The following is a 17,525-nucleotide window of genomic DNA, read 5'->3' as shown; positions in this document are numbered from 1 at the left end:
CCGAACACGGTTTTACACGCCCTGGTCGGGGATGGAGCTGGTACCGCAGTGGTGGTGTGGGAGCCCCACTTCCGGGTGATAGGCGTGGGCCAGTTCGGGACCAGAGCAGTTCAGATCCGATCGGTCGGAACAGTTGGACGCGTTGGTGATTCGGTCGGGCGCGGTGAGGAGGCGGGGGGCTGGGCCGCGATGATGTAAGGGGTTGGGCGGGTGCAGTAGTCGTGAAGCGTTCGGGTATGGATCCTCCGCAGGTCGCGCAGGTCGCGCAGGTCGCGCAGGTCGCGCAGGTCGCGCAGGTCGCGCAGGTCGCGCAGGTCGCGCAGGTCGCGCAGGTCGCGCAGGTCGCGCAGGTCGCGCAGTCGCTGGTCGCAGGTGGTCGGATCGCATTCTTGCGAGCTATTCCACGAGGGCGGACGAGAGGGTTGGCGCGGCGCGCCAGTCAAGGAGCGGGCAAACCCGGCGGTTGGAACTGTTTGGGGGCGTGGGGAATTCGGGTGGGTTCGCGGGAAGTTTGTCGGGGGGATGCTCTAACGTGTGCGGGTATCTGTTCGCTACGACCGTGGAGCGTTATGGCTGCCTCGTTCGATCTGCATTCCCTTGCTGTGCTCGGTGCGGCCGAGGATCGATTGGTGATCTGGCATGTGAATGTGGGGGCGGGGCTGGGGGAGTCGCGGCTATCGGGCGCTTGGGTGCTGGAGGATTCGCGTACGGCGGAGATCGAGAGCCTCACGGCTGCCTATCCGATCGCGGTTACCGGCGGCGGGCTTTCGATTGCCGGACGAAAGGAGGAGTCGGTTGCCGCCGGTGCGTCGGCAGCGCCTCTGGACGCGAATGCGGCGGTCGTGACCTCGGGTTCGGGTGTTGCGATTGCGGCTACAAGCGGGATCGTGGATGTCGATGCGACTGTCGAAACCGTTTGCGCTGAAATCGAATCGGTTGATGCGCGGTTCAGCGAGCGGCAGGATGCGGCCGGTGGGAAGTACACGCGGCCGCAGTGGCCGACGATTGTGCCGCCGGGCGAGGTTTCGCTGACGCAGTCGCAGGTCGATGTCGTGGACGATCACATTCGGCCGGTGCTCACGCTGGCGCGAGCGCTCGCGGATTTGGCCGATGCCTGGGCTGCCTTCGAATCGCTGAGGCTCGCGCGGCCATTTCTGGTCGAGCTCGGTGGTCCTGTCGCGCGGCCGTTGCCGCTTGCGGTGCGGTGAGCATGGCGGGACTGTCGTTCGCCGCCATCGATATCGAGACCGCCAATTCCGCGCGGGGCAGTATCTGCGCGGTTGGCGTCACGGTCGTGCGGGAGGGGAAGCGCGGGGAGGCCGTGTCGTGGTTGTGTCGTCCTCCCGCGGGGCTGGACTTCTTCAACTGGCACAACATTCGCGTGCACGGGATTTCGGCGGCGATGGTCGCGGACCAGCCGGGGTTCGCGGAGCGCTTTCCGGAGGTGGTGCGGCTGGTGGGAGATCTGCCACTCATTGCCCACAATGCCGGGTTCGATAGCGGTGCCATTCGAGAAGCCTGCGGGCGCAGTGGAATTCAGGCACCCGCGTGGAGTTTCAGTTGCAGTCTCTCGCTCGCTCGACGCCACCTGAACCTCGACAGCTACCGGCTGCCCCAGGTCGCGGCCGCCTTGGGTATCGACTTCACCAATCACCATGACGCCGCCGCGGATGCCGCTGCCGCCGCGGACATTGTGATCGCCCTCGCGGCGCGCGCCGGTGTCGATTCGCTGGCTGCGCTCGAGCGTGCGGTCGTCGATCGACCGCTGCGGACGCAACCGGTCCGGGCCGCATCTAGGATGACGCGGGCGCAGCCGGAGCCGAGCGGGGAACGGCCGCGCCGATCCTGGTTCGGCCACGAGGAATTGGTCATTCCCGCTGTCACCGGTACCGATCCCTCACATCCGCTCTACGGCGAAATCATCGTGTTCACAGGCGATCTCACCACCATGAAGCGCCAGGAGGCATGGAACGCCATCGCAGCCTGTGGGGCGACTCCGGCCCGAAACGTCACCCGCCGCACGACGGGCCTGGTCATCGGCGACGGATACCAAGGCAGCGATCCCACCGCGTTCACGACGTCGAAGGCGCGGCGGGCGGCCGAACTCCGGGCGCGTGGGCAGCGGATCGAGGTGCTCGACGAGGCTGGATTCCTGGCGCGCATTGGGAAGGGGGCGGTCGAGGTGACGACGAGCGGTAGATAGGTCGGCGACGGCTAGCACCGCGGCGGTGGGGTGCTGATCGGAGAGCGAGGCGGTGGCCGTGCGCGAGGAGTGCGGCGGTCGTGTGAGCGTGGTGACCGCCGCTTCAGCAGGGCGAGGGTGGTTGTGCCCGCTCGCTCGTGTCACTCATGCTCGGCGGGAAGCCGTTCAGCGTCTCAGCGGCTGTGAGTCTTCCGTTGTTGCGAGGCTGCATCCGGCTGGGTAGAGAGGATTGGGAATCGTTCGGATGATCTCGAGGCGGATATGACGGGTGCATATGGTCGGCGCTGGCGAATCGGGGCCGGAATTGCACTGGTCACGGCGATATTCGGGGCGATGGTTCCGGGATCGGCGAACGCGCGAGAGTTGGGATTTTCCGACGCCGTATACGCCGACGATGGCTCGCATATCTCCCGCGTTGTTCCGCTGGATGGGCGGCGATCCACCGTCTACGTCTATTCCGCCGCCATGAATCGTGACATTGCGCTGCGGGTCATGCGTGCGGCTGATACCTCGGTGCCGCGTCCGGCTCTGTACCTGTTGAATGGCGCGGAAGATGGTCTCGATGCCGATGGTACGGAGGTCTCGTGGGAGACCCGAACGGATCTTGTCGATTTCATGGCGGATCAGAATGTGAATGTGGTGACCGTTCTCGACGGTCGCTACACCTATTACACCGACTGGGAGTTCGACGACCCTATGCTCGGCCGCAACAAGTGGACGACGTTTTTGACGCGGGAACTCCCGCCGATCCTGGACTCGGCACTCGGGTCCTCGGGGCGGAATGCCGTTGTGGGCGTATCGATGTCGGCCACGTCCTCGCTGGCTTTGGCTGAGGCCGCTCCCGGCCTGTATCAAAGCGTCGGGTCCTTCAGCGGCTGTGCCCAGACCAGCACCGATCCTGGCCGCCGGTTCCTCCAGGCCGTGGTGCTTTCCGGTGGCGGAAATCCCGGGAACATTTGGGGTCCCGACAATTCGCGTGCCTGGACGGAGAACGACCCCTCGACGCCCGCCAATCTGGAGAAACTTCGCGGTGTGAACCTGTTCGTCGCCGCGGGCACGGGCGCGAACCCGGCCACGGCGGGTGGTGGTCAGGTTGGCGCATCGAGCACGGCTCTCGAATCGACCGTCGAGACCTGCACCCGCGGCCTGCAGTCCAGTATCGAAAGCCTCGGTATTCCAGCGACTTTCGAATACGTGCCGGGTGGCGGGCACAATTGGCCCACCTGGCAGCAGGATTTCCATAATGTGTGGCCGAGCTTGGCGAAGAGCCTCGGCGTCTGAGCATCGGCCGGGCCTCGGGTAATAGCCGAACCGAATGGCGCGATATTTCGTTTAGTCAATATCGCTCACAGTGAGGAGGCGGTCATGCGTAGGACAGTGGCGACCGCGGCGATCATTTGTGCGGTCGGAGCGGTATTCGCCGCCCCGGCTTTGGCCAATCCGGCGGGTCCGCCCGGACCGCCGAACCAGTCCTGTCAGGCGGTCGAGCCGAACACACCCGGCAACGCCGCGAACAGTCCGGGCTCGCCGTTCAATGAACCCGGCATCAACAGCCAGAACGGTGGCACCGGCGGACAGCACTACTCGCCCAAATCGCAATACGACGTTGCCTGCTTCCAGCAGTCGCAGCACTGACCGGCAGGCCAAGGGTCGCAGCGGCCGGGTTCGGTTCCTGTGGTGGCGCGCCGATGGGCGACCGATAAGCTGCATCGGGTGACCGACGAGACGCTGCTGCAGGGACCTATTCACGCTGTGCATGTCGAACTGGGGGCGAGCTTCGCTCCGTTCGGCGGGTGGGAGATGCCGGTTTCCTACGCGGGGACGGTGGGGGAGCACACCGCCGTGCGGACCACCGTCGGGCTTTTCGATGTGAGTCACCTCGGCAAGGCCACGGTCAAGGGGCCGGGGGCCGCGGCGTTCGTGAACTCCGCGCTGACCAATGACCTGAATCGGATTCGGCCCGGGAAGGCGCAGTACACGCTGTGCTGCACGCCTGAGGGTGGGGTGATCGACGATCTCATCGCGTACTACGTGAGCGACGATGAGATCTTCCTGGTGCCGAATGCGGCGAACACCGCGACCGTGGTTGCCGAGCTGCAGAAGGTCGCGCCCGAGGGGATCACCGTCACCGATGAGCATCGGGGCTACGCGGTGTTCGCGGTGCAGGGGCCGCGATCGGCCGAAGTGCTGGCCAAGCTGGGGTTGCCCACCGATATGGAGTACATGGCCTACGCAGACGCGGAGTGGGACGGCCGACCGGTCCGGGTGTGCCGCACTGGATACACCGGCGAGCACGGCTACGAGCTGCTGCCCCGCTGGGAGGACGCCGAGGCTGTGTTCCGGGCCCTGGTGGCGGAGGTGCAGGCCGCCGACGGCCAGCCCGCCGGGCTCGGCGCGCGCGACACCCTTCGCACCGAGATGGGCTACCCGCTGCACGGACACGAACTGTCCCTGGACATTTCGCCGCTGCAGGCCCGCACCGGCTGGGCCGTCGGCTGGAAGAAGCCGGAGTTCTGGGGCAAGTCGGCCCTGGAAGCCGAGAAGGCCGCCGGTCCCCGCCGAATCCTGCTGGGCCTCAAGGCGATCGACAAGGGCGTCCTCCGTCAGGGCCAAACCGTCATGCGCGGTGACACCCAGGTCGGCGAAACCACCTCCGGCACTTTCTCTCCCAGCCTCAAGGTCGGCATCGCCCTCGCCCTCCTCGACACCGCCGCGGGCATCGAGCCCGGCGACCAGGTCGAGGTCGACGTGCGCGGCCGCCGCCTCCGCTGCGAGGTCATCCGCCCGCCCTTCGTCGAAACCCGCACAGCCTGACCGGGGTTGGCAACCGGCCTCTCGATCCGACCGGCGGTCCCCACCGACTACGACGCCATAGCCGGTGTCGTGGATGACTGGTGGGGCCGCCCGGTCCTGCAGGCGATTCCTCGGCTCTTCCTGGACCACTTCGCCAGTACCAGTCTTGTGGCCGAACACCATGGGCAGCTGGCCGGGTTCCTGATCGGCTTCTTCGCGCCAGCGGAGTCCCTCTGCGCGTACATCCATTTCGTCGGCGTGCACCCGAATCACCGAGGGACCGGGCTTGCTCGTGAGCTGTATGGCCGATTCGGCGCGGCTGCGCGAGCCCACGGCCGCACAATGATCCGCGCCATCACCTCGCCCGGAAATGTCGGCTCCGTTGCCTTCCACCGCGCACTCGGATTCGTCGTCGACGGCCCGATCGCCGACTACAACGGTCCCGGGCGAGACATGATCACCTTCGAGTTGCGGTTGACGGAGTAATCGCGGCGATGCGATTCGCCCGGCGGCCGCTGTCCACAGGTGGGATTGCCGCCCGAGGAAGCGACAGCAGGGTCTCGGCGGACACCTCGGGGCCGCGGTAGTGGAACGGTCGGCAATGCCCGCGTCAAGCCCGCTGACGAGGGGAAACGGAGTGTTTGGCGGCGGGTTGCGGGGGTGGCGAGTGCGGAGGGTCGTCCGGTTGGGGCGTGTCGGGCGCGGCGAATTAGACTCCAGGTCATGACACTTGCCGCGCAGTTCACCCGTGTCCCGCATCCCGCGCCGCTATCGGCGCAGCGGCGGCAGGAGATTCTCGCGGAGCCCGGGTTCGGGCGCTTCTTCACCGATCACATGGTGTCGCTGGATTACGTCGATGGGCAGTGGACCAATGGGCGGGTCGAGCCCTATGGGCCGCTGGCCATGGATCCGGCGACCATGGTGTTTCACTACGGTCAGGCCATCTTCGAGGGGCTGAAGGCGTATCGCCAGGCCGACGGCAGCATCGCCACCTTCCGGGTGGATGCGAACGCCGCCCGGTTCCGCCGCAGCGCGGCCCGGATGGCGATGGCGCAGCTACCCGACGAGCTGTTCATCGAATCGATTCGCCAGCTGCTCGAGGTCGACGCCGACTGGGTGCCCGCGGCGGGCGGTGAGGACGCGCTGTACCTGCGCCCCTTCATGTTCTCCACCGAGGTCGGCCTGGGTGTGAAGCCCGCCGCCTCGTACAAGTACCTGTTGCTCGGCGGCCCGGCCGGTGCGTACTTCTCGCGCGGTCTGAAGCCGGTCAGGGTGTGGCTGTCCACCGAATACGTGCGCGCGGCCCCCGGCGGCACCGGCGAGGCGAAGGTGGCGGGCAACTACGCGGCATCGCTGCTGGCTCAGCAGCAGGCCGCCGAGAAGGGCTGCGATCAGGTCGTCTGGCTGGACGCCTGCGAGCACCGCTACGTCGAGGAAATGGGCACCAACAACCTGTTCTTCGTCTTCGGCAGCGGCTCGGACGCCCGCCTGGTGACGCCCGAACTCTCCGGCTCCCTGTTGCCCGGCATCACCCGCGACTCGCTCATCACCCTCGCCGCCGACTCCGGCTACAAGGTGGAGGAGCGCAAGATCTCGGTCGCCGAATGGCGCAAGGGCGTCGAAACCGGTGAGATCACCGAGGTTTTCGGCTGCGGCACCGCCGCCGTCGTCATTCCCGTTGGCTCGGTCCGCTCCGCCGAGGGTGAATTCACCATCGGCAACGGCGAGCCCGGCGAGGTCACCATGGCATTGCGCGACACCCTCACCGGCATCCAGCGCGGCACCTTCGCCGACAACCACGGCTGGATGCGGACGATGGTCTGACGCCGGACAGACGAAAAGTGCCCGCCCCGAAAGCTTTCGGGGCGGGCACTTTCACTTTCGGCGATCAGCTGGGCATGAACATGTGCCACTGTTCGAGGGTCTGGGGGCGCATGACGTAGTTGTGTTCCTTGATGTGGGTCAGGGACGCACTCGGCTCCTCCGAGTACCAGTGCCCCGGGTATACCGTCGGGTTCGACTTCAGGTCGGCGAGGTAGCGCAGGCTGCGGAACATGGCGTCAGAGTCGCCGCCGGGGAAGTCGGTGCGGCCGCAGCCGTCCACGAAGAGGGTGTCGCCCGCGATCAGGCGGTCCTCGAAGAGGAAGCACTGGCTGCCGGGGGTGTGCCCCGGGGTGTGCAGCAGCTCGATCTCGAAGCCGCCGACGGCGACCTTGTCACCGTGCGCGTGTCCGGTCAGCTCACTGGGCGCGATGCCGGTGACGTTCGCGACCCACGGCAGCTCCTCGGCATTGACATGCACTGCCACATCGGTCTTTTCGAGCAGTTCCTTCACGCCCCGCAGCGTGAATCCCATCATCGTGCCGCCGACATGGTCGGGATGGTGATGCGTCGCGAGCACCCCGGTCAGCCGCATCCCATCGCCCTCGGCGATATCGACGAGCTGCCCCGCCTCATAAGCCGGATCGACAACCACGCACTCGCCACTGTCCCGATCCCCGATCAGATAGGCGAAGTTGCGCATCTGCGTGGCGATCGGATCGCCCACAGCCCAGTCGCGGCCGGACAGCAACTGGCGAAAGTACAAACGGTCGGAGGCCATCCCCACAGCGTATTGCGCGCGATGCATTTCGCCCCACTCGGACCCGCGGATACCGAAAGGCCGCCCGCCGAATCGGCGGACGGCCCGGCGTACTGGCGACTCAGCGGAGGAGGGGTTCGATTTCGGCGGCGGCCTCGGGGCCGTAGGCGTCGCGGAGGCGCTTCATGGCGATGTCGTGGTCAAGAGTCCAGTCTTGGGGGCCAACGGTTTCCAGGACCAGCACGGCAATCAGGGAGCCCAGTTGGGCGGAGCGCTCCAGCGACAGACCGGCGGACTGACCGGTGAGGAAGCCCGCGCGGAAGGCATCACCGACGCCGGTGGGGTCGACCTTGGCGATGTCGGGGACGACGTCGACGTGCAGCTCCGCGCCGTCGCGGATGACGATCTTCGCGCCCTTGGAGCCCAGGGTGGTGACGCGAATGCCCACGCGCGCACCGATTTCCGCCTCGGACAGGCCGGTCTTCTGGAGCAGGATGCCCCACTCGTACTCGTTGGAGAACAGGTAGTCCGCGCCGTCGATCAACCGCAGGATGGTCGGGCCGTCCACGAACGCCAGCTGCTGGGAGGGGTCGGCGGCGAAGGGGATTCCGGCGCTGCGGCACTGGTCGGTGTGGCGCAGCATGGCTTCGGGATCGTCCGCGCCGATCAGGACCAGGTCGAGCTCGCGGCCCAACGCGGTGATGTCGATGTCGCGGGCCTCGGCCATCGCGCCGGGGTAGAAGGAGGCGATCTGGGCCATGGTCTCGTCGGTGGTGCAGACGAAGCGGGCGGTGTGGAGGTCCTCGGACACGCGCACGGCCGAGCAGTCGACGCCGTTGTCCTCCAACCACTTCCGGTAGTCGCCCCAGTCCTTGCCGACCGCGCCGACGAGCAGGGGATTGCGGCCGAGCACGCCCATGGCGTAGCTGATATTGCCCGCCACGCCGCCCTTGCGGATGACCAGATCGTCGACGAGGAAGCTGAGCGAGACGTGATGCAGCTGATCGGCGAGCAGCACATCGGAGAACTTGCCCGGGAAGCGCATGAGGTGGTCGGTCGCGATGGACGCGGACACGGCGATGGTCACGGGGTGGATCCTTTGGTGACGAGCGCTGCGCACACCTGTCTGCGGGACGCCAACGCGGGGCCGGTGGGTGGGGGCGGCGGGCCGAAAGGGGCTCGCACTAATGAAAATAACACTGTCCGAAACGCATTAACCCGACTCGCGAGCGCTTTCGAGGCTCGAGCCTCCGAAAACTTTGCGTCAGGACAGCCGTAGACACGCAGTGCGCATATCGGACACGCAGCACACATGCCCGGACACGCAACAGCGCGGAACATCCGTCAGCGGATGTTCCGCGCTGTGCGAGCTAACTCAGTTGAAGCTGTCGCCGCAGGCGCAGGAGCCGGTGGCGTTCGGGTTGTCGATGGTGAAACCCTGCTTCTCGATGGTGTCGACGAAGTCGATCGAGGCGCCCTGCACGTAGGGGGCGCTCATGCGGTCGACCGCGAGCTTCACGCCGCCGAACTCGACGACCAGGTCGCCGTCGAGGCTGCGGTCGTCGAAGAAGAGCTGGTAGCGGAGGCCCGCGCAGCCACCGGGCTGGACAGCGATGCGAAGGGCGAGATCGTCGCGGCCTTCCTGATCCAGCAGCGCCTTCGCCTTGCTGGCGGCGGCGTCGGTCAGAGTCACACCGTGAGTGGTGGTCTCGTTCTGCACAGTCATGAACTCTCCTAAGGGACCTGTTTTCAACCCGTGAAGGCGCACGGCTCGATGCCTGTCAACACCTGTTCCCGGGAGACTATTCCCCATCCTACGCGGCGCGTATTCGCCGGACCGGCCAGGCTGTGGAGTCGCTGGCAGATAGCTGGTGAGGTGTGCGACACAACAAAGGTACGGACCAGGATTTTCCGGCAGGCAGGCCATCCAATAGCCTGGTCGGCGTGAAGTTCCTGCGCCGTGGCGAGTCCACCCCCACCTCCGACAGCTCCAGCAGCGTCGATACCGATGCCGCGGTGGCGGACAAGACCGTCACCCTCGGCAAGGGGCGTCCGACCCCGAGCCGCCGGGAGGCGCAGGGCCGCCGCCGCGGTCCGGTCGCGCCCGCGCCGAAGACCGCCAAGGAGGCCCGCGCCCGCCGCAAGGCGCTGCGCGGGACCAGGGCCGAACGCAAGTCCGACTCGGCCGAGCGCCGCGCCGCCGCGCAGGACCGCCGCGCCCGCATGCTCGCGGGCGAGGAGCAGTACCTGCTGCCGCGCGACAAGGGCAAGGTCAAGGGGTACGTGCGTGACATCGTGGACGCGCGCCGCAATCTGCTCGGGCTGTTCATGCCGCTGGCGCTGGTGTTGATCCTGAGCATGATCCTCTCGCCCGCGCTGCAGGCGATCGTGACGCTGGCCATGCTGGTGATGATGCTGTTCATGATCATCGAGGGCGTCGTGCTCGGGCGGATCGTGAACAAGCGGGTCCGGGAACGCTTCCCGGACACCACCGATTCCTCGTTCTCGCTGGGCTGGTACGCGTTCGTGCGCGCCTCGCAGGTGCGGCGGATGCGCGCGCCGAAGCCGCGGGTGAACCCGGGCGACGCTGTCTGAACGGATGACGCGGTCTGAATCGTGGGGCCGTCGGCGCTGACGGCTCGAAGATGGTGCCCGACGGGCGGATTCGAACCTCTCGAACGAGGGGTTCGGACCGCCCGTCAGTTGTGTTCGCGGTAGGTCGACAGGGCGCGGATCTCCAGCGCCACTCGATCGCGGTCGCGGTCGATGAAGTTCGTGGATCCCGCGAGGCCCCAGCTGTTTTCGCGGTGGAACGGGACGGCCCGTCCGGCGGCGGCGAACAGGGCGGCGATGCGACGGAACATGGTGACGATCTCGGTGGTGTCGGTCGCGGTGTGAATGCGGCCGGGGGTGATGGCGGTCATGCGCGGGCCTCCCCTTCTTCTGTGGAGTCGGTGGTGTCTCCGGCCATGAAGCCGAAGGTCATGGTGCCGAGCGCCGCCATGGCGGTTCCGGCTGCGACGATTGCGGTGAGGGCTTGCATGGCAGTAAGTTTTCTATAGAGAACATACCGCCAACAGTGGCAGTTCTGACATAGTTCGCAAATATTCGGCCAGATGGGATCGGAACATGCTCTCGAAGGTCGCCGTAGTACTCAATGACCACCTCGCCATGTTCGAATTCGGCGTCGTCTGTGAGGTTTTCGGCCTGGACCGCAGCTCGGATGGGTTACCGCTGTTCGACTTCCGGGTCTGCGGCGCGGAACCCGGCAAGCCGCTGGTCTCCAGCTCGCCGGGCATCCGGGTGACGCCCGAATACGGGCTGGAGGAACTGCGCGACGCGGATCTCGTTGCCATTCCGGCGTTTCCGATCTACTCCTACACCGACAAGCCCTTCGACCAGCGCGTGGTCGACGCCGTGCGGGACGCCTCCGAGCGCGGGGCCACCGTGCTGACGGTGTGTTCAGGGGCCTTTCTCGCCGGTGCGGCCGGGCTGCTCGACGGTCGCAAATGCACCACGCACTGGCGCTACGTCGACCTGCTGGCCGAGAAGTTTCCGCAGGCCACCGTCGATCCCGATGTGCTGTTCGTGGACGAGGGCAACCTCATCACCAGCGCGGGCACGGCCGCGGGCATCGACGCCTCGCTGCATCTGGTGCGCCGCGAACTGGGCAGTTCGGTGGCCAATGCCATTGCCCGGCGCATGGTGGTGCCGCCGCAACGCGATGGCGGGCAGCGGCAATTCATCGAACGGCCCGTGGTGGACTGCGACTCCGACAGCCTCAGCGAAACCCTGCACTGGATGGGCGAGCACCTCGAGCTGCCGCACACCGTCGAGGCGCTGGCCGCCCGCACCGCCATGTCGACCCGCACCTTCGCCCGCCGCTTCGCCGCCGAAACCGGGACGACGCCGGTGAAATGGCTGACCGGCCAGCGCATCCTGCTCGCCAAACAACTGCTCGAGGACACCGACCTCGACCTCGAATCCCTGGCCCACCGTTGCGGGTTCGGCTCCGGGGCGCTGCTGCGGCATCACTTCCAGCGGGTCGTGGGGATCGCCCCCGCTGAGTACCGCAGACGCTTCGGCGTGCGCGTGTCCTGAATGGATGCCCTGAATCGGACGACGCTCGCATCGCTGCCGACCGTTACGATGCGCAATCGTGCGTTGGGGAGTGTTGATTGCCGCTGTGCCGCTGGCGATTCTGGTGGCCGGGACCGCGACCGGATGTAAGGATCCGCGGAATGCGGAGGGACAGTGCCTGGTGGGCGGGCCGACCTCGAATCACGACAAGGTGGTGTCCTGCTCGAAGCCGCACGACGGGAAGATCGTCGCGAGTGTGAGCCACGAGTCGGACTGCCCGCAGGGTACGGACTGGTCGTACACCGCCAAGGACCTGAAGATCATGTGCGTCCACAACGAGCAGGGCTGACCCGGCGCTCGGCCGGATCTGCGCGATGACCGTGCCTACTCGGCCGGAGTGTCGGTGCAATTGATACCGTGCTGACGTGTCGCACACTGCTCAGACAACCGATCGGCCGCTGCGGACCCTGGTGCTCGGTGGCGCCCGGTCCGGGAAGTCGGCTTTCGCGGAACAGTTGGTCGCGTCGGAGGCGGTGCGGTACGTGGCGACCGCGGTGGCCGATCCCGCCGACGCCGATTTCGCCGAACGCATTGCGGCGCACCGGGCTCGGCGGCCCGCGACGTGGACGATTGTGGAGGGGGACCCGGTCGCGGCGCTCGGTGAGCCTGCGTCCGTGACCCTGGTGGATGACCTCGGCACCTGGCTGACCGCGCGGCTGGACGCGCGGGCGGCCTGGGAAGCCCCGCGCGGGACCGTGGCTCCGGACATCGCCGCCCTCGTCGCGGCAGTTGCGGGATACAACGAGCGACTGGTAATCGTCAGCCCCGAGGTGGGCTTGGGCGTCATCCCGGCCACTGCCTCCGGCCGCCTGTTCCGCGATGAGATCGGCACCCTGAACCAGCGCCTGGCCGAGGTGTGCGACGAGGTCTTCCTGGTGGTTGCCGGGCAGGCGCTCCAGGTCAAGCCGGATCGCGCTGCCGCCTCGGCCGCCGCCCTCACCGACGCGGCGACCACGAGCTCGCCGGTCGTCGCGACGGGTGCGAGTTCCGCTGCCGCGGCGGGGAGTTCGACCGCTGCCGGATCGGATCAGTCTGCGGCGGAGCAAATTCCGACGTCCGCCGCCGTGGTGGAGGCCGTCGCGGGCTTGGGCATGACCGCCGCCGGAGCCGTGACCGCCGCCGCGTTGGAGAACGAGGCCGCGTCGGCGGATGCGGGTGTGGGCGTGGGGGATCCGACGATCACCGCGTCGGCACACGGGGCTGATGCCGGTATGGCGGTAGGTGATCCGGCGTCCGCGCCCGTCGGCGTAGGGAGTGCCACCACCGCCGGTGCGGGAAGCGCCGCTACTGCGGGTGCCGAGGATTCTGTTGCCGCGGCCTCGGAGGAGAGGCCGCGGTTGACCAAGCCGGTGCGGATTTCGTTTGGGCCGGTGCCGGGGCCGGATGCGGTGGTGCGGGCGGCCGCGGAGGCGCGGCAGTTGGAGTTGACCAAGCCCGCGGGGGCGTTGGGGCGGCTGGAGAAGTTGGCGAACTGGGTTGCGGCGTGTCAGGGGGTGTGTCCGCCGAAGCAGTTCGAGCGGGCGCGCGTGGTGGTGTTCGCGGGTGATCACGGGGTGGCCAAGCATGGGGTGTCGGCGTATCCGAGTGAGGTGACCGCGCAGATGGTCGCCAACTTCCTGCACGGCGGGGCGGCGGTGAATGTGTTGGCGCGCTTGGCCGATGCGTCGGTGCGAGTGGAAGACCTTGCGGTGGAGGGCGATACGGCGCCGGAGATCTCGCGGCACAAGGTGCGGCGATCCAGCGGCTCCATCGACCGGGAGGACGCGCTGAGCGAGGCCGAGGTGCAGGCGGCGCTGACGGCCGGTGCGACCATCGCCGACGAGGAAATCGATTCCGGCGCGGACCTTCTCATCGCCGGTGACATGGGAATCGGCAATACGACCCCGGCCACGGTGCTGATCGCGGCCATTACCGACACCGAGCCGGTGATCGCCGTCGGCCGCGGCACCGGTGTCGACGACGCGGGCTGGATCCGCAAAACCGCCGCGATCCGGGACGCCATGTGGCGTGCCCGACCGGTCGTCAAGGACCCGGTCGCCTTGCTGCGCACCGCATCCGGCGCGGACTTCGCGGCCATGGCGGGCTTCCTCGCCCGCGCGGCCGCCCGCCGCACCCCCGTCATCCTCGACGGCGTCGTCGTCACCGCCGCCGCTCTGGTCGCCGACCAACTCGCCCCCGGCTCCCGCGCCTGGTGGGTCGCGGGCCACCGCTCCAGCGAGCCCTCCCACACCATCGCCCTCCAGCGCCTGGACCTCGATCCCCTCGTCGACATGAGCATGCGCCTGGGCGAAGGCTCCGGCGCCCTCACCGCCCTCCCCCTCCTCCGCGCGGCCGTCGCCACCCTCGGCGAAATGGCGACCTTTGCCGAGGCGGGAGTCAGCACCGCCGACGCAGACGCCGAACCGGCCGGTGCGTAGCTCGCCGCTGAATACGCCGCCGCGCCGCGCACTGCGAGCTGCGTTGGCGCGCAACCATGCCCGCCGGACCGAACCGCACCCGGCCAGCCGCTCGCGGAGCGCATCCGCCCGGCCGGGGACCGGCTACCGGTGCTGCGGCCCGCGGCCTTACCGTGTCGGCGCAGCCGCGAATTCGGCTGTGCGGGTGAGTGGGGTGGCGGGGTGAACGGGGTGCGGTTGGCGGTTTCGTGGCTGACGGTGTTGCCGATGCGGGGGCCGGATGAGGTGGATCGGGGGGCGGCGGGGCGGGCCATTGCGTGGGCACCGGTGGTTGGGGTGGTGCTCGGGGCCGGGCTCACCGGGTTGATGTGGGGGCTCGGGCAATTGGGGGCCTCGTGGCTGCTGGCCGGGTTCGTGGGGGTGGCGGGGCTGGCGTTGATTACGCGGGGGATGCATATCGACGGGCTGGCCGACACCATGGATGGGCTTGGCAGTTATGGGTCGCCGGAGCGTGCCCGGGAGATCATGAAGAGTGGTGGGGCCGGGCCGTTTGGGGTGGCTGCCCTGGTGTTCGCCATTGGGGTGCAGGCGGTTTCGTTCGCGGCATTGGCTGGGGCGGGGCGGTGGGTGGCGGTCGTGGTTGCCGTGGCGGTCGGGAGGGTCGCGGTGGTGCTGGCGTGCCGACGGGGGATCGAGGCGGCTCCGGGGGCCGGATTTGGTGCGCTGGTCGCGGGGACTCAGCGCCCGGTCGTCGGTCTCACCTGGGGTGGGTTTGCCTGTGTGGCGGCGGTATTCGCCACCGGCAATTACTGGCAGGGGCCGATCGCCGTGCTGCTGGGATTGGCGGCGTCGGTGCTGCTGGTGCGGCATTGTGTGCGGCGGTTCGGCGGCCTGAATGGCGATGTGCTCGGGGCCGCACTGGAATTGAGCGTCACCCTCACCGCAGCCGTACTCTCACTCGCGCGCTGAGATCAGCCGCAGCTCCCGCGCGGAGACCGCCCGTCGCTCGTGCAGAGGCTGCTGTGGCTCGCGCTGAGAGCTGCCTGTGGCCCACGTTGAGAGCCGCTGTGACTCGTACCGAGAGTTGCTGTCGCGCGCTGAGAGCCGCCGTGGCCTGCGGGCTGCGGAGTGGCGGCGCGTCACGGGTGTCATTCGCTCGACGCGCCGCCGAGTGTGTCGGGGTGAGGTCAGCGGGGCGGGAGGATGTGGGTGAGGAAGTCGGTCAGGTCGTTCCAGGCTGCGTAGGGGATGCCCTGGTGGTCGGTGTCGTAGGTGTGGAATTGGTAGTCGGTGGCGCTGGCTTGGAAGGCGGTTGCCAGGGCCTGGGTGGCGGGGAGGGGGACCGAGAGGTCGGTGGTGCCTTGGCCTAGGAAGATTGGCTGGTGGTAGCCGGAGGTGGGGACGGCGGTGTATTTGCGTAGGCGGTTGGGGAATTCGCCGGTGGACAGGGGGCGCGCCAGGATGGTGGCGAAGGAGTCGGAGCCTACTACGGTGCCCCAGTCCTGGACGCAGGTGGTGCGGAGGCGGGTGAGTAGGTTCTTGCCTGCGGGGGTGAGGTAGGCGTCTAGGTCGAAATCGGGTTGGGCCGTTTGGAGTCCGACCATCACGGCGGCGAAGATGCCCACGATATCGGCGGTGCCGGGGATGCCGGGCGTGGAAGGCCCGGCGAGGGGGAGGACATTGTCGATATTGGATGCTGGCGCGAGTGCGATCGTGCCTCGAAAATCCAACTCGGGCGCATAGATTGGAGCGGTGTTGCCGGTGTTGAGGGCGGCATGACCGCCCTGCGAAACCCCGGCCACCGCCCAGGATTTCGATAGATTCGGTTCGGCTTGCCGAGCGGCCCGGACCAGGTCGATGGTCGCGGTCGCCTCAGTGCGCCCATGCTGATAGGGATGCGGTCCGACGGTGCCCGGGCCCAGTCCGACGTAGTCGGGAGCCACGACCGCGTAGCCGAGATCGACGAAACGCCTGACGATTTCGGCATCCGGCCCGGGATAGGCGGTGATTCCACAGCTCGGATCGAGCCCTCGCGACCCGTGATCCCAAGCCACGACCGGCCATCCGCCTCGCGGCGCGGGACCGGTCGGCAGCGCGAGGATTCCCGTGGCGACGGTGGTCGCGCCGGTCGGGCCCTCGGTCACGTATCGAATGTTCCGCGCGCGCTCCAGCCCGCCCCAGCCCATCGTGACCGGCGTGTCGACCACCGTGCCGACGCCGCTGTCTCGCGCGGACGCCGTCGCCGGGACGAAGACCCCTCCCACGGCGATCGCACCGGCCACCGCCAGCACCCCTAATCCCTTGCAGCCCATAGCACCTCACCTCTCGCGTACCACCGACCCATCTCGACGCTATCGATCACCCGAGGGCGTGAGCGTGACTGTGGCTACGGTCACGCACCCCCAAAATCGGGGGATTGCGCCGTAGCCCGCCGAAGCGGCACGTAACAGATTGTTTGCCGGTGCAATCCGACCGACCAGTGGTTGCGAATACCTCGTGATCGCAACTGCTCTGGCGCGGAAATGGAGTCGCGGAATGCTCGGAGTTCTGGTGCAGCTGGGTTTGCTCGTGCTGTTCGCGGTGGTGGCGGTGACGGTCTTCGTGGTGGGGGATCGGCTGCGGCCGAAATCGTGGCGGCACAGCGATGATCAGGGTGCGGGGCACATGATGCTCGACCTGGTGAACATGTTCTTCGCCGCCATCGTGGCCTTCGTGGTGGTGGTGCTGTGGCAGCAGTACGACACCTCACACGAGCACACCGTGACCGAGGGCAAGGCCTTGGTGAGCGTGTACGAGACCGCCGCTCAGATGCCCGAGCCGGATCGCACCCAGATCCAGGCGCTGGTCAAGGATTACACGAAGCAGGTAGTCGGCGACGAGTGGCGGGTGATGGACCAGCAGCGGCGGCTCAGCCCCGCCGCCCAGGCCACCCTCGACGATCTGCGGGAGGCGGTGGCCGCGGCACCGGCCGCGGACGCGGATGCCAAAGCGACCCAGGACAAGGCGATGACCGCCGTCGAGGCCATCGCGGACGCGCGCTACGACCGGGGTCTGGACGCCGGATATCGGCTGCCCGGATTCCTGTACGTGGCACTGTGGTTCGCGACCGTCATGCTGCTGTTCGGCACCGTGCTCTCCGGTGTGGTGGTCACCAAGCGCAGCATTCTCATGACCGGCCTGTTCGGATTGGTGATCGGCGCGGTCATTGTGGCCATCTACCAACTGGATCAACCGTTCTCGGGCGGCGACCACGTCTCCCGGGACGCCTATGAACAGGCCCTGTCCCGCTTCGAACACATCGCCTCCACGGCCCCGGCGGCCAGCGCCAATCCGCGCTGACGCCCGCCACAGCACCATTCGCACACGGTTTTCGGAGGCACTGTGACTCGAACCACCAGGGCGGCACGGGGAT

The 17,525-nt window shown here is 67.8% G+C and carries 20 protein-coding genes; 13 read left to right on the top strand and 7 right to left on the bottom strand.

Annotation, left to right across the window (positions count from 1 at the left end):
- Positions 1-110: 110 nt before the first annotated feature.
- Entirely contained in the window at positions 111-443 is a 333-nt protein-coding gene (locus tag VMT40_RS36735; RefSeq protein ID WP_326364256.1) for a hypothetical protein, read from the bottom strand.
- A gap of 126 nt (positions 444-569) precedes the next feature.
- Between VMT40_RS36735 and VMT40_RS36730 the strand changes: the two genes are divergently transcribed.
- The 7 genes from VMT40_RS36730 (at position 570) to VMT40_RS36700 (ending at position 6,820) form a co-directional block, all read left to right on the top strand.
- Positions 570-1,208 carry a hypothetical protein gene (locus VMT40_RS36730; protein ID WP_326364255.1) on the top strand — a complete coding sequence of 213 codons (639 nt, stop codon included), beginning with the start codon at positions 570-572 and terminating at the stop codon, positions 1,206-1,208.
- 2 nt (positions 1,209-1,210) lie between these two features.
- A complete protein-coding gene (locus tag VMT40_RS36725; RefSeq protein ID WP_326364254.1) occupies positions 1,211-2,203 on the top strand; it encodes an exonuclease domain-containing protein in 993 nt (330 codons plus the stop codon).
- A 261-nt stretch (positions 2,204-2,464) separates the two neighbouring features.
- Positions 2,465-3,484 carry an alpha/beta hydrolase gene (locus VMT40_RS36720; RefSeq protein ID WP_442790120.1) on the top strand — a complete coding sequence of 340 codons (1,020 nt, stop codon included), beginning with the start codon at positions 2,465-2,467 and terminating at the stop codon, positions 3,482-3,484.
- 84 nt (positions 3,485-3,568) lie between these two features.
- Positions 3,569-3,838 carry a hypothetical protein gene (locus tag VMT40_RS36715; protein ID WP_326364252.1) on the top strand — a complete coding sequence of 90 codons (270 nt, stop codon included), beginning with the start codon at positions 3,569-3,571 and terminating at the stop codon, positions 3,836-3,838.
- A gap of 78 nt (positions 3,839-3,916) precedes the next feature.
- On the top strand, positions 3,917-5,017 hold the full coding sequence (gene gcvT / locus VMT40_RS36710) for a glycine cleavage system aminomethyltransferase GcvT (protein ID WP_326364251.1): 1,101 nt from the start codon (positions 3,917-3,919) through the stop codon (positions 5,015-5,017).
- A gap of 6 nt (positions 5,018-5,023) precedes the next feature.
- Positions 5,024-5,482, top strand: coding sequence for a GNAT family N-acetyltransferase (locus VMT40_RS36705; protein WP_326364250.1), 459 nt, complete (start codon positions 5,024-5,026; stop codon positions 5,480-5,482).
- Between the two features lie 237 nt (positions 5,483-5,719).
- A complete protein-coding gene (locus tag VMT40_RS36700; RefSeq protein ID WP_326364249.1) occupies positions 5,720-6,820 on the top strand; it encodes a branched-chain amino acid aminotransferase in 1,101 nt (366 codons plus the stop codon).
- Between the two features lie 64 nt (positions 6,821-6,884).
- Here VMT40_RS36700 and VMT40_RS36695 read toward each other — a convergent pair whose 3' ends face one another.
- The 3 genes from VMT40_RS36695 to VMT40_RS36685 form a co-directional block, all read right to left on the bottom strand.
- Complete coding sequence (locus VMT40_RS36695; protein WP_326313020.1) at positions 6,885-7,598, bottom strand: MBL fold metallo-hydrolase; 714 nt, start codon at positions 7,596-7,598, stop codon at positions 6,885-6,887.
- A 100-nt stretch (positions 7,599-7,698) separates the two neighbouring features.
- On the bottom strand, positions 7,699-8,664 hold the full coding sequence (locus VMT40_RS36690) for a carbohydrate kinase family protein (RefSeq protein ID WP_326364248.1): 966 nt from the start codon (positions 8,662-8,664) through the stop codon (positions 7,699-7,701).
- Between the two features lie 288 nt (positions 8,665-8,952).
- Positions 8,953-9,303 (bottom strand): HesB/IscA family protein, encoded by a 351-nt coding sequence (locus tag VMT40_RS36685; protein WP_033089671.1) that lies wholly within the window; start codon positions 9,301-9,303, stop codon positions 8,953-8,955.
- Positions 9,304-9,521: 218 nt separating this feature from the next.
- Here VMT40_RS36685 and VMT40_RS36680 point away from each other — a divergent pair, with 218 nt between their 5' ends.
- The gene (locus VMT40_RS36680; protein WP_326364247.1) at positions 9,522-10,172 is read left to right on the top strand and encodes a DUF3043 domain-containing protein; all 651 of its coding nucleotides are present in this window, start codon (positions 9,522-9,524) and stop codon (positions 10,170-10,172) included.
- A 104-nt stretch (positions 10,173-10,276) separates the two neighbouring features.
- Here the strand turns inward: VMT40_RS36680 and VMT40_RS36675 are convergent, their stop codons facing one another.
- Together VMT40_RS36675 and VMT40_RS36670 are read right to left on the bottom strand one after the other, a co-directional pair.
- On the bottom strand, positions 10,277-10,501 hold the full coding sequence (locus tag VMT40_RS36675) for a hypothetical protein (RefSeq protein ID WP_326313023.1): 225 nt from the start codon (positions 10,499-10,501) through the stop codon (positions 10,277-10,279).
- Positions 10,498-10,620 carry a hypothetical protein gene (locus VMT40_RS36670; protein WP_326364246.1) on the bottom strand — a complete coding sequence of 41 codons (123 nt, stop codon included), beginning with the start codon at positions 10,618-10,620 and terminating at the stop codon, positions 10,498-10,500. Before VMT40_RS36670 ends, VMT40_RS36675 begins: the two co-directional genes overlap by 4 nt.
- Before the next feature lie 86 nt (positions 10,621-10,706).
- Between VMT40_RS36670 and VMT40_RS36665 the strand changes: the two genes are divergently transcribed.
- The 4 genes from VMT40_RS36665 to VMT40_RS36650 all read left to right on the top strand — a co-directional run bounded on the left by VMT40_RS36665 (position 10,707) and on the right by VMT40_RS36650 (position 15,082).
- The gene (locus VMT40_RS36665) at positions 10,707-11,678 is read left to right on the top strand and encodes a helix-turn-helix domain-containing protein (protein WP_326364245.1); all 972 of its coding nucleotides are present in this window, start codon (positions 10,707-10,709) and stop codon (positions 11,676-11,678) included.
- A gap of 58 nt (positions 11,679-11,736) precedes the next feature.
- On the top strand, positions 11,737-12,006 hold the full coding sequence (locus VMT40_RS36660) for a hypothetical protein (protein WP_326364244.1): 270 nt from the start codon (positions 11,737-11,739) through the stop codon (positions 12,004-12,006).
- A gap of 76 nt (positions 12,007-12,082) precedes the next feature.
- On the top strand, positions 12,083-14,134 hold the full coding sequence (gene cobT, locus VMT40_RS36655; RefSeq protein WP_326364243.1) for a nicotinate-nucleotide--dimethylbenzimidazole phosphoribosyltransferase: 2,052 nt from the start codon (positions 12,083-12,085) through the stop codon (positions 14,132-14,134).
- Between the two features lie 201 nt (positions 14,135-14,335).
- A complete protein-coding gene (locus VMT40_RS36650; RefSeq protein WP_326364242.1) occupies positions 14,336-15,082 on the top strand; it encodes an adenosylcobinamide-GDP ribazoletransferase in 747 nt (248 codons plus the stop codon).
- Between the two features lie 218 nt (positions 15,083-15,300).
- Here VMT40_RS36650 and VMT40_RS36645 read toward each other — a convergent pair whose 3' ends face one another.
- Positions 15,301-16,425 (bottom strand): lipase family protein, encoded by a 1,125-nt coding sequence (locus VMT40_RS36645; RefSeq protein ID WP_326364241.1) that lies wholly within the window; start codon positions 16,423-16,425, stop codon positions 15,301-15,303.
- Between the two features lie 223 nt (positions 16,426-16,648).
- Between VMT40_RS36645 and VMT40_RS36640 the strand changes: the two genes are divergently transcribed.
- Complete coding sequence (locus tag VMT40_RS36640) at positions 16,649-17,452, top strand: bestrophin-like domain (protein WP_326364240.1); 804 nt, start codon at positions 16,649-16,651, stop codon at positions 17,450-17,452.
- Positions 17,453-17,525 lie beyond the last annotated feature (73 nt).

It is taken from the genome of Nocardia sp. CDC160 (assembly GCF_035818795.1).
In the GTDB taxonomy this organism is placed as follows: Bacteria; Actinomycetota; Actinomycetes; order Mycobacteriales; family Mycobacteriaceae; genus Nocardia.
Note: the sequence above shows the minus strand (reverse complement) of the source record. Positions and strands in the feature narration are given on the sequence as shown.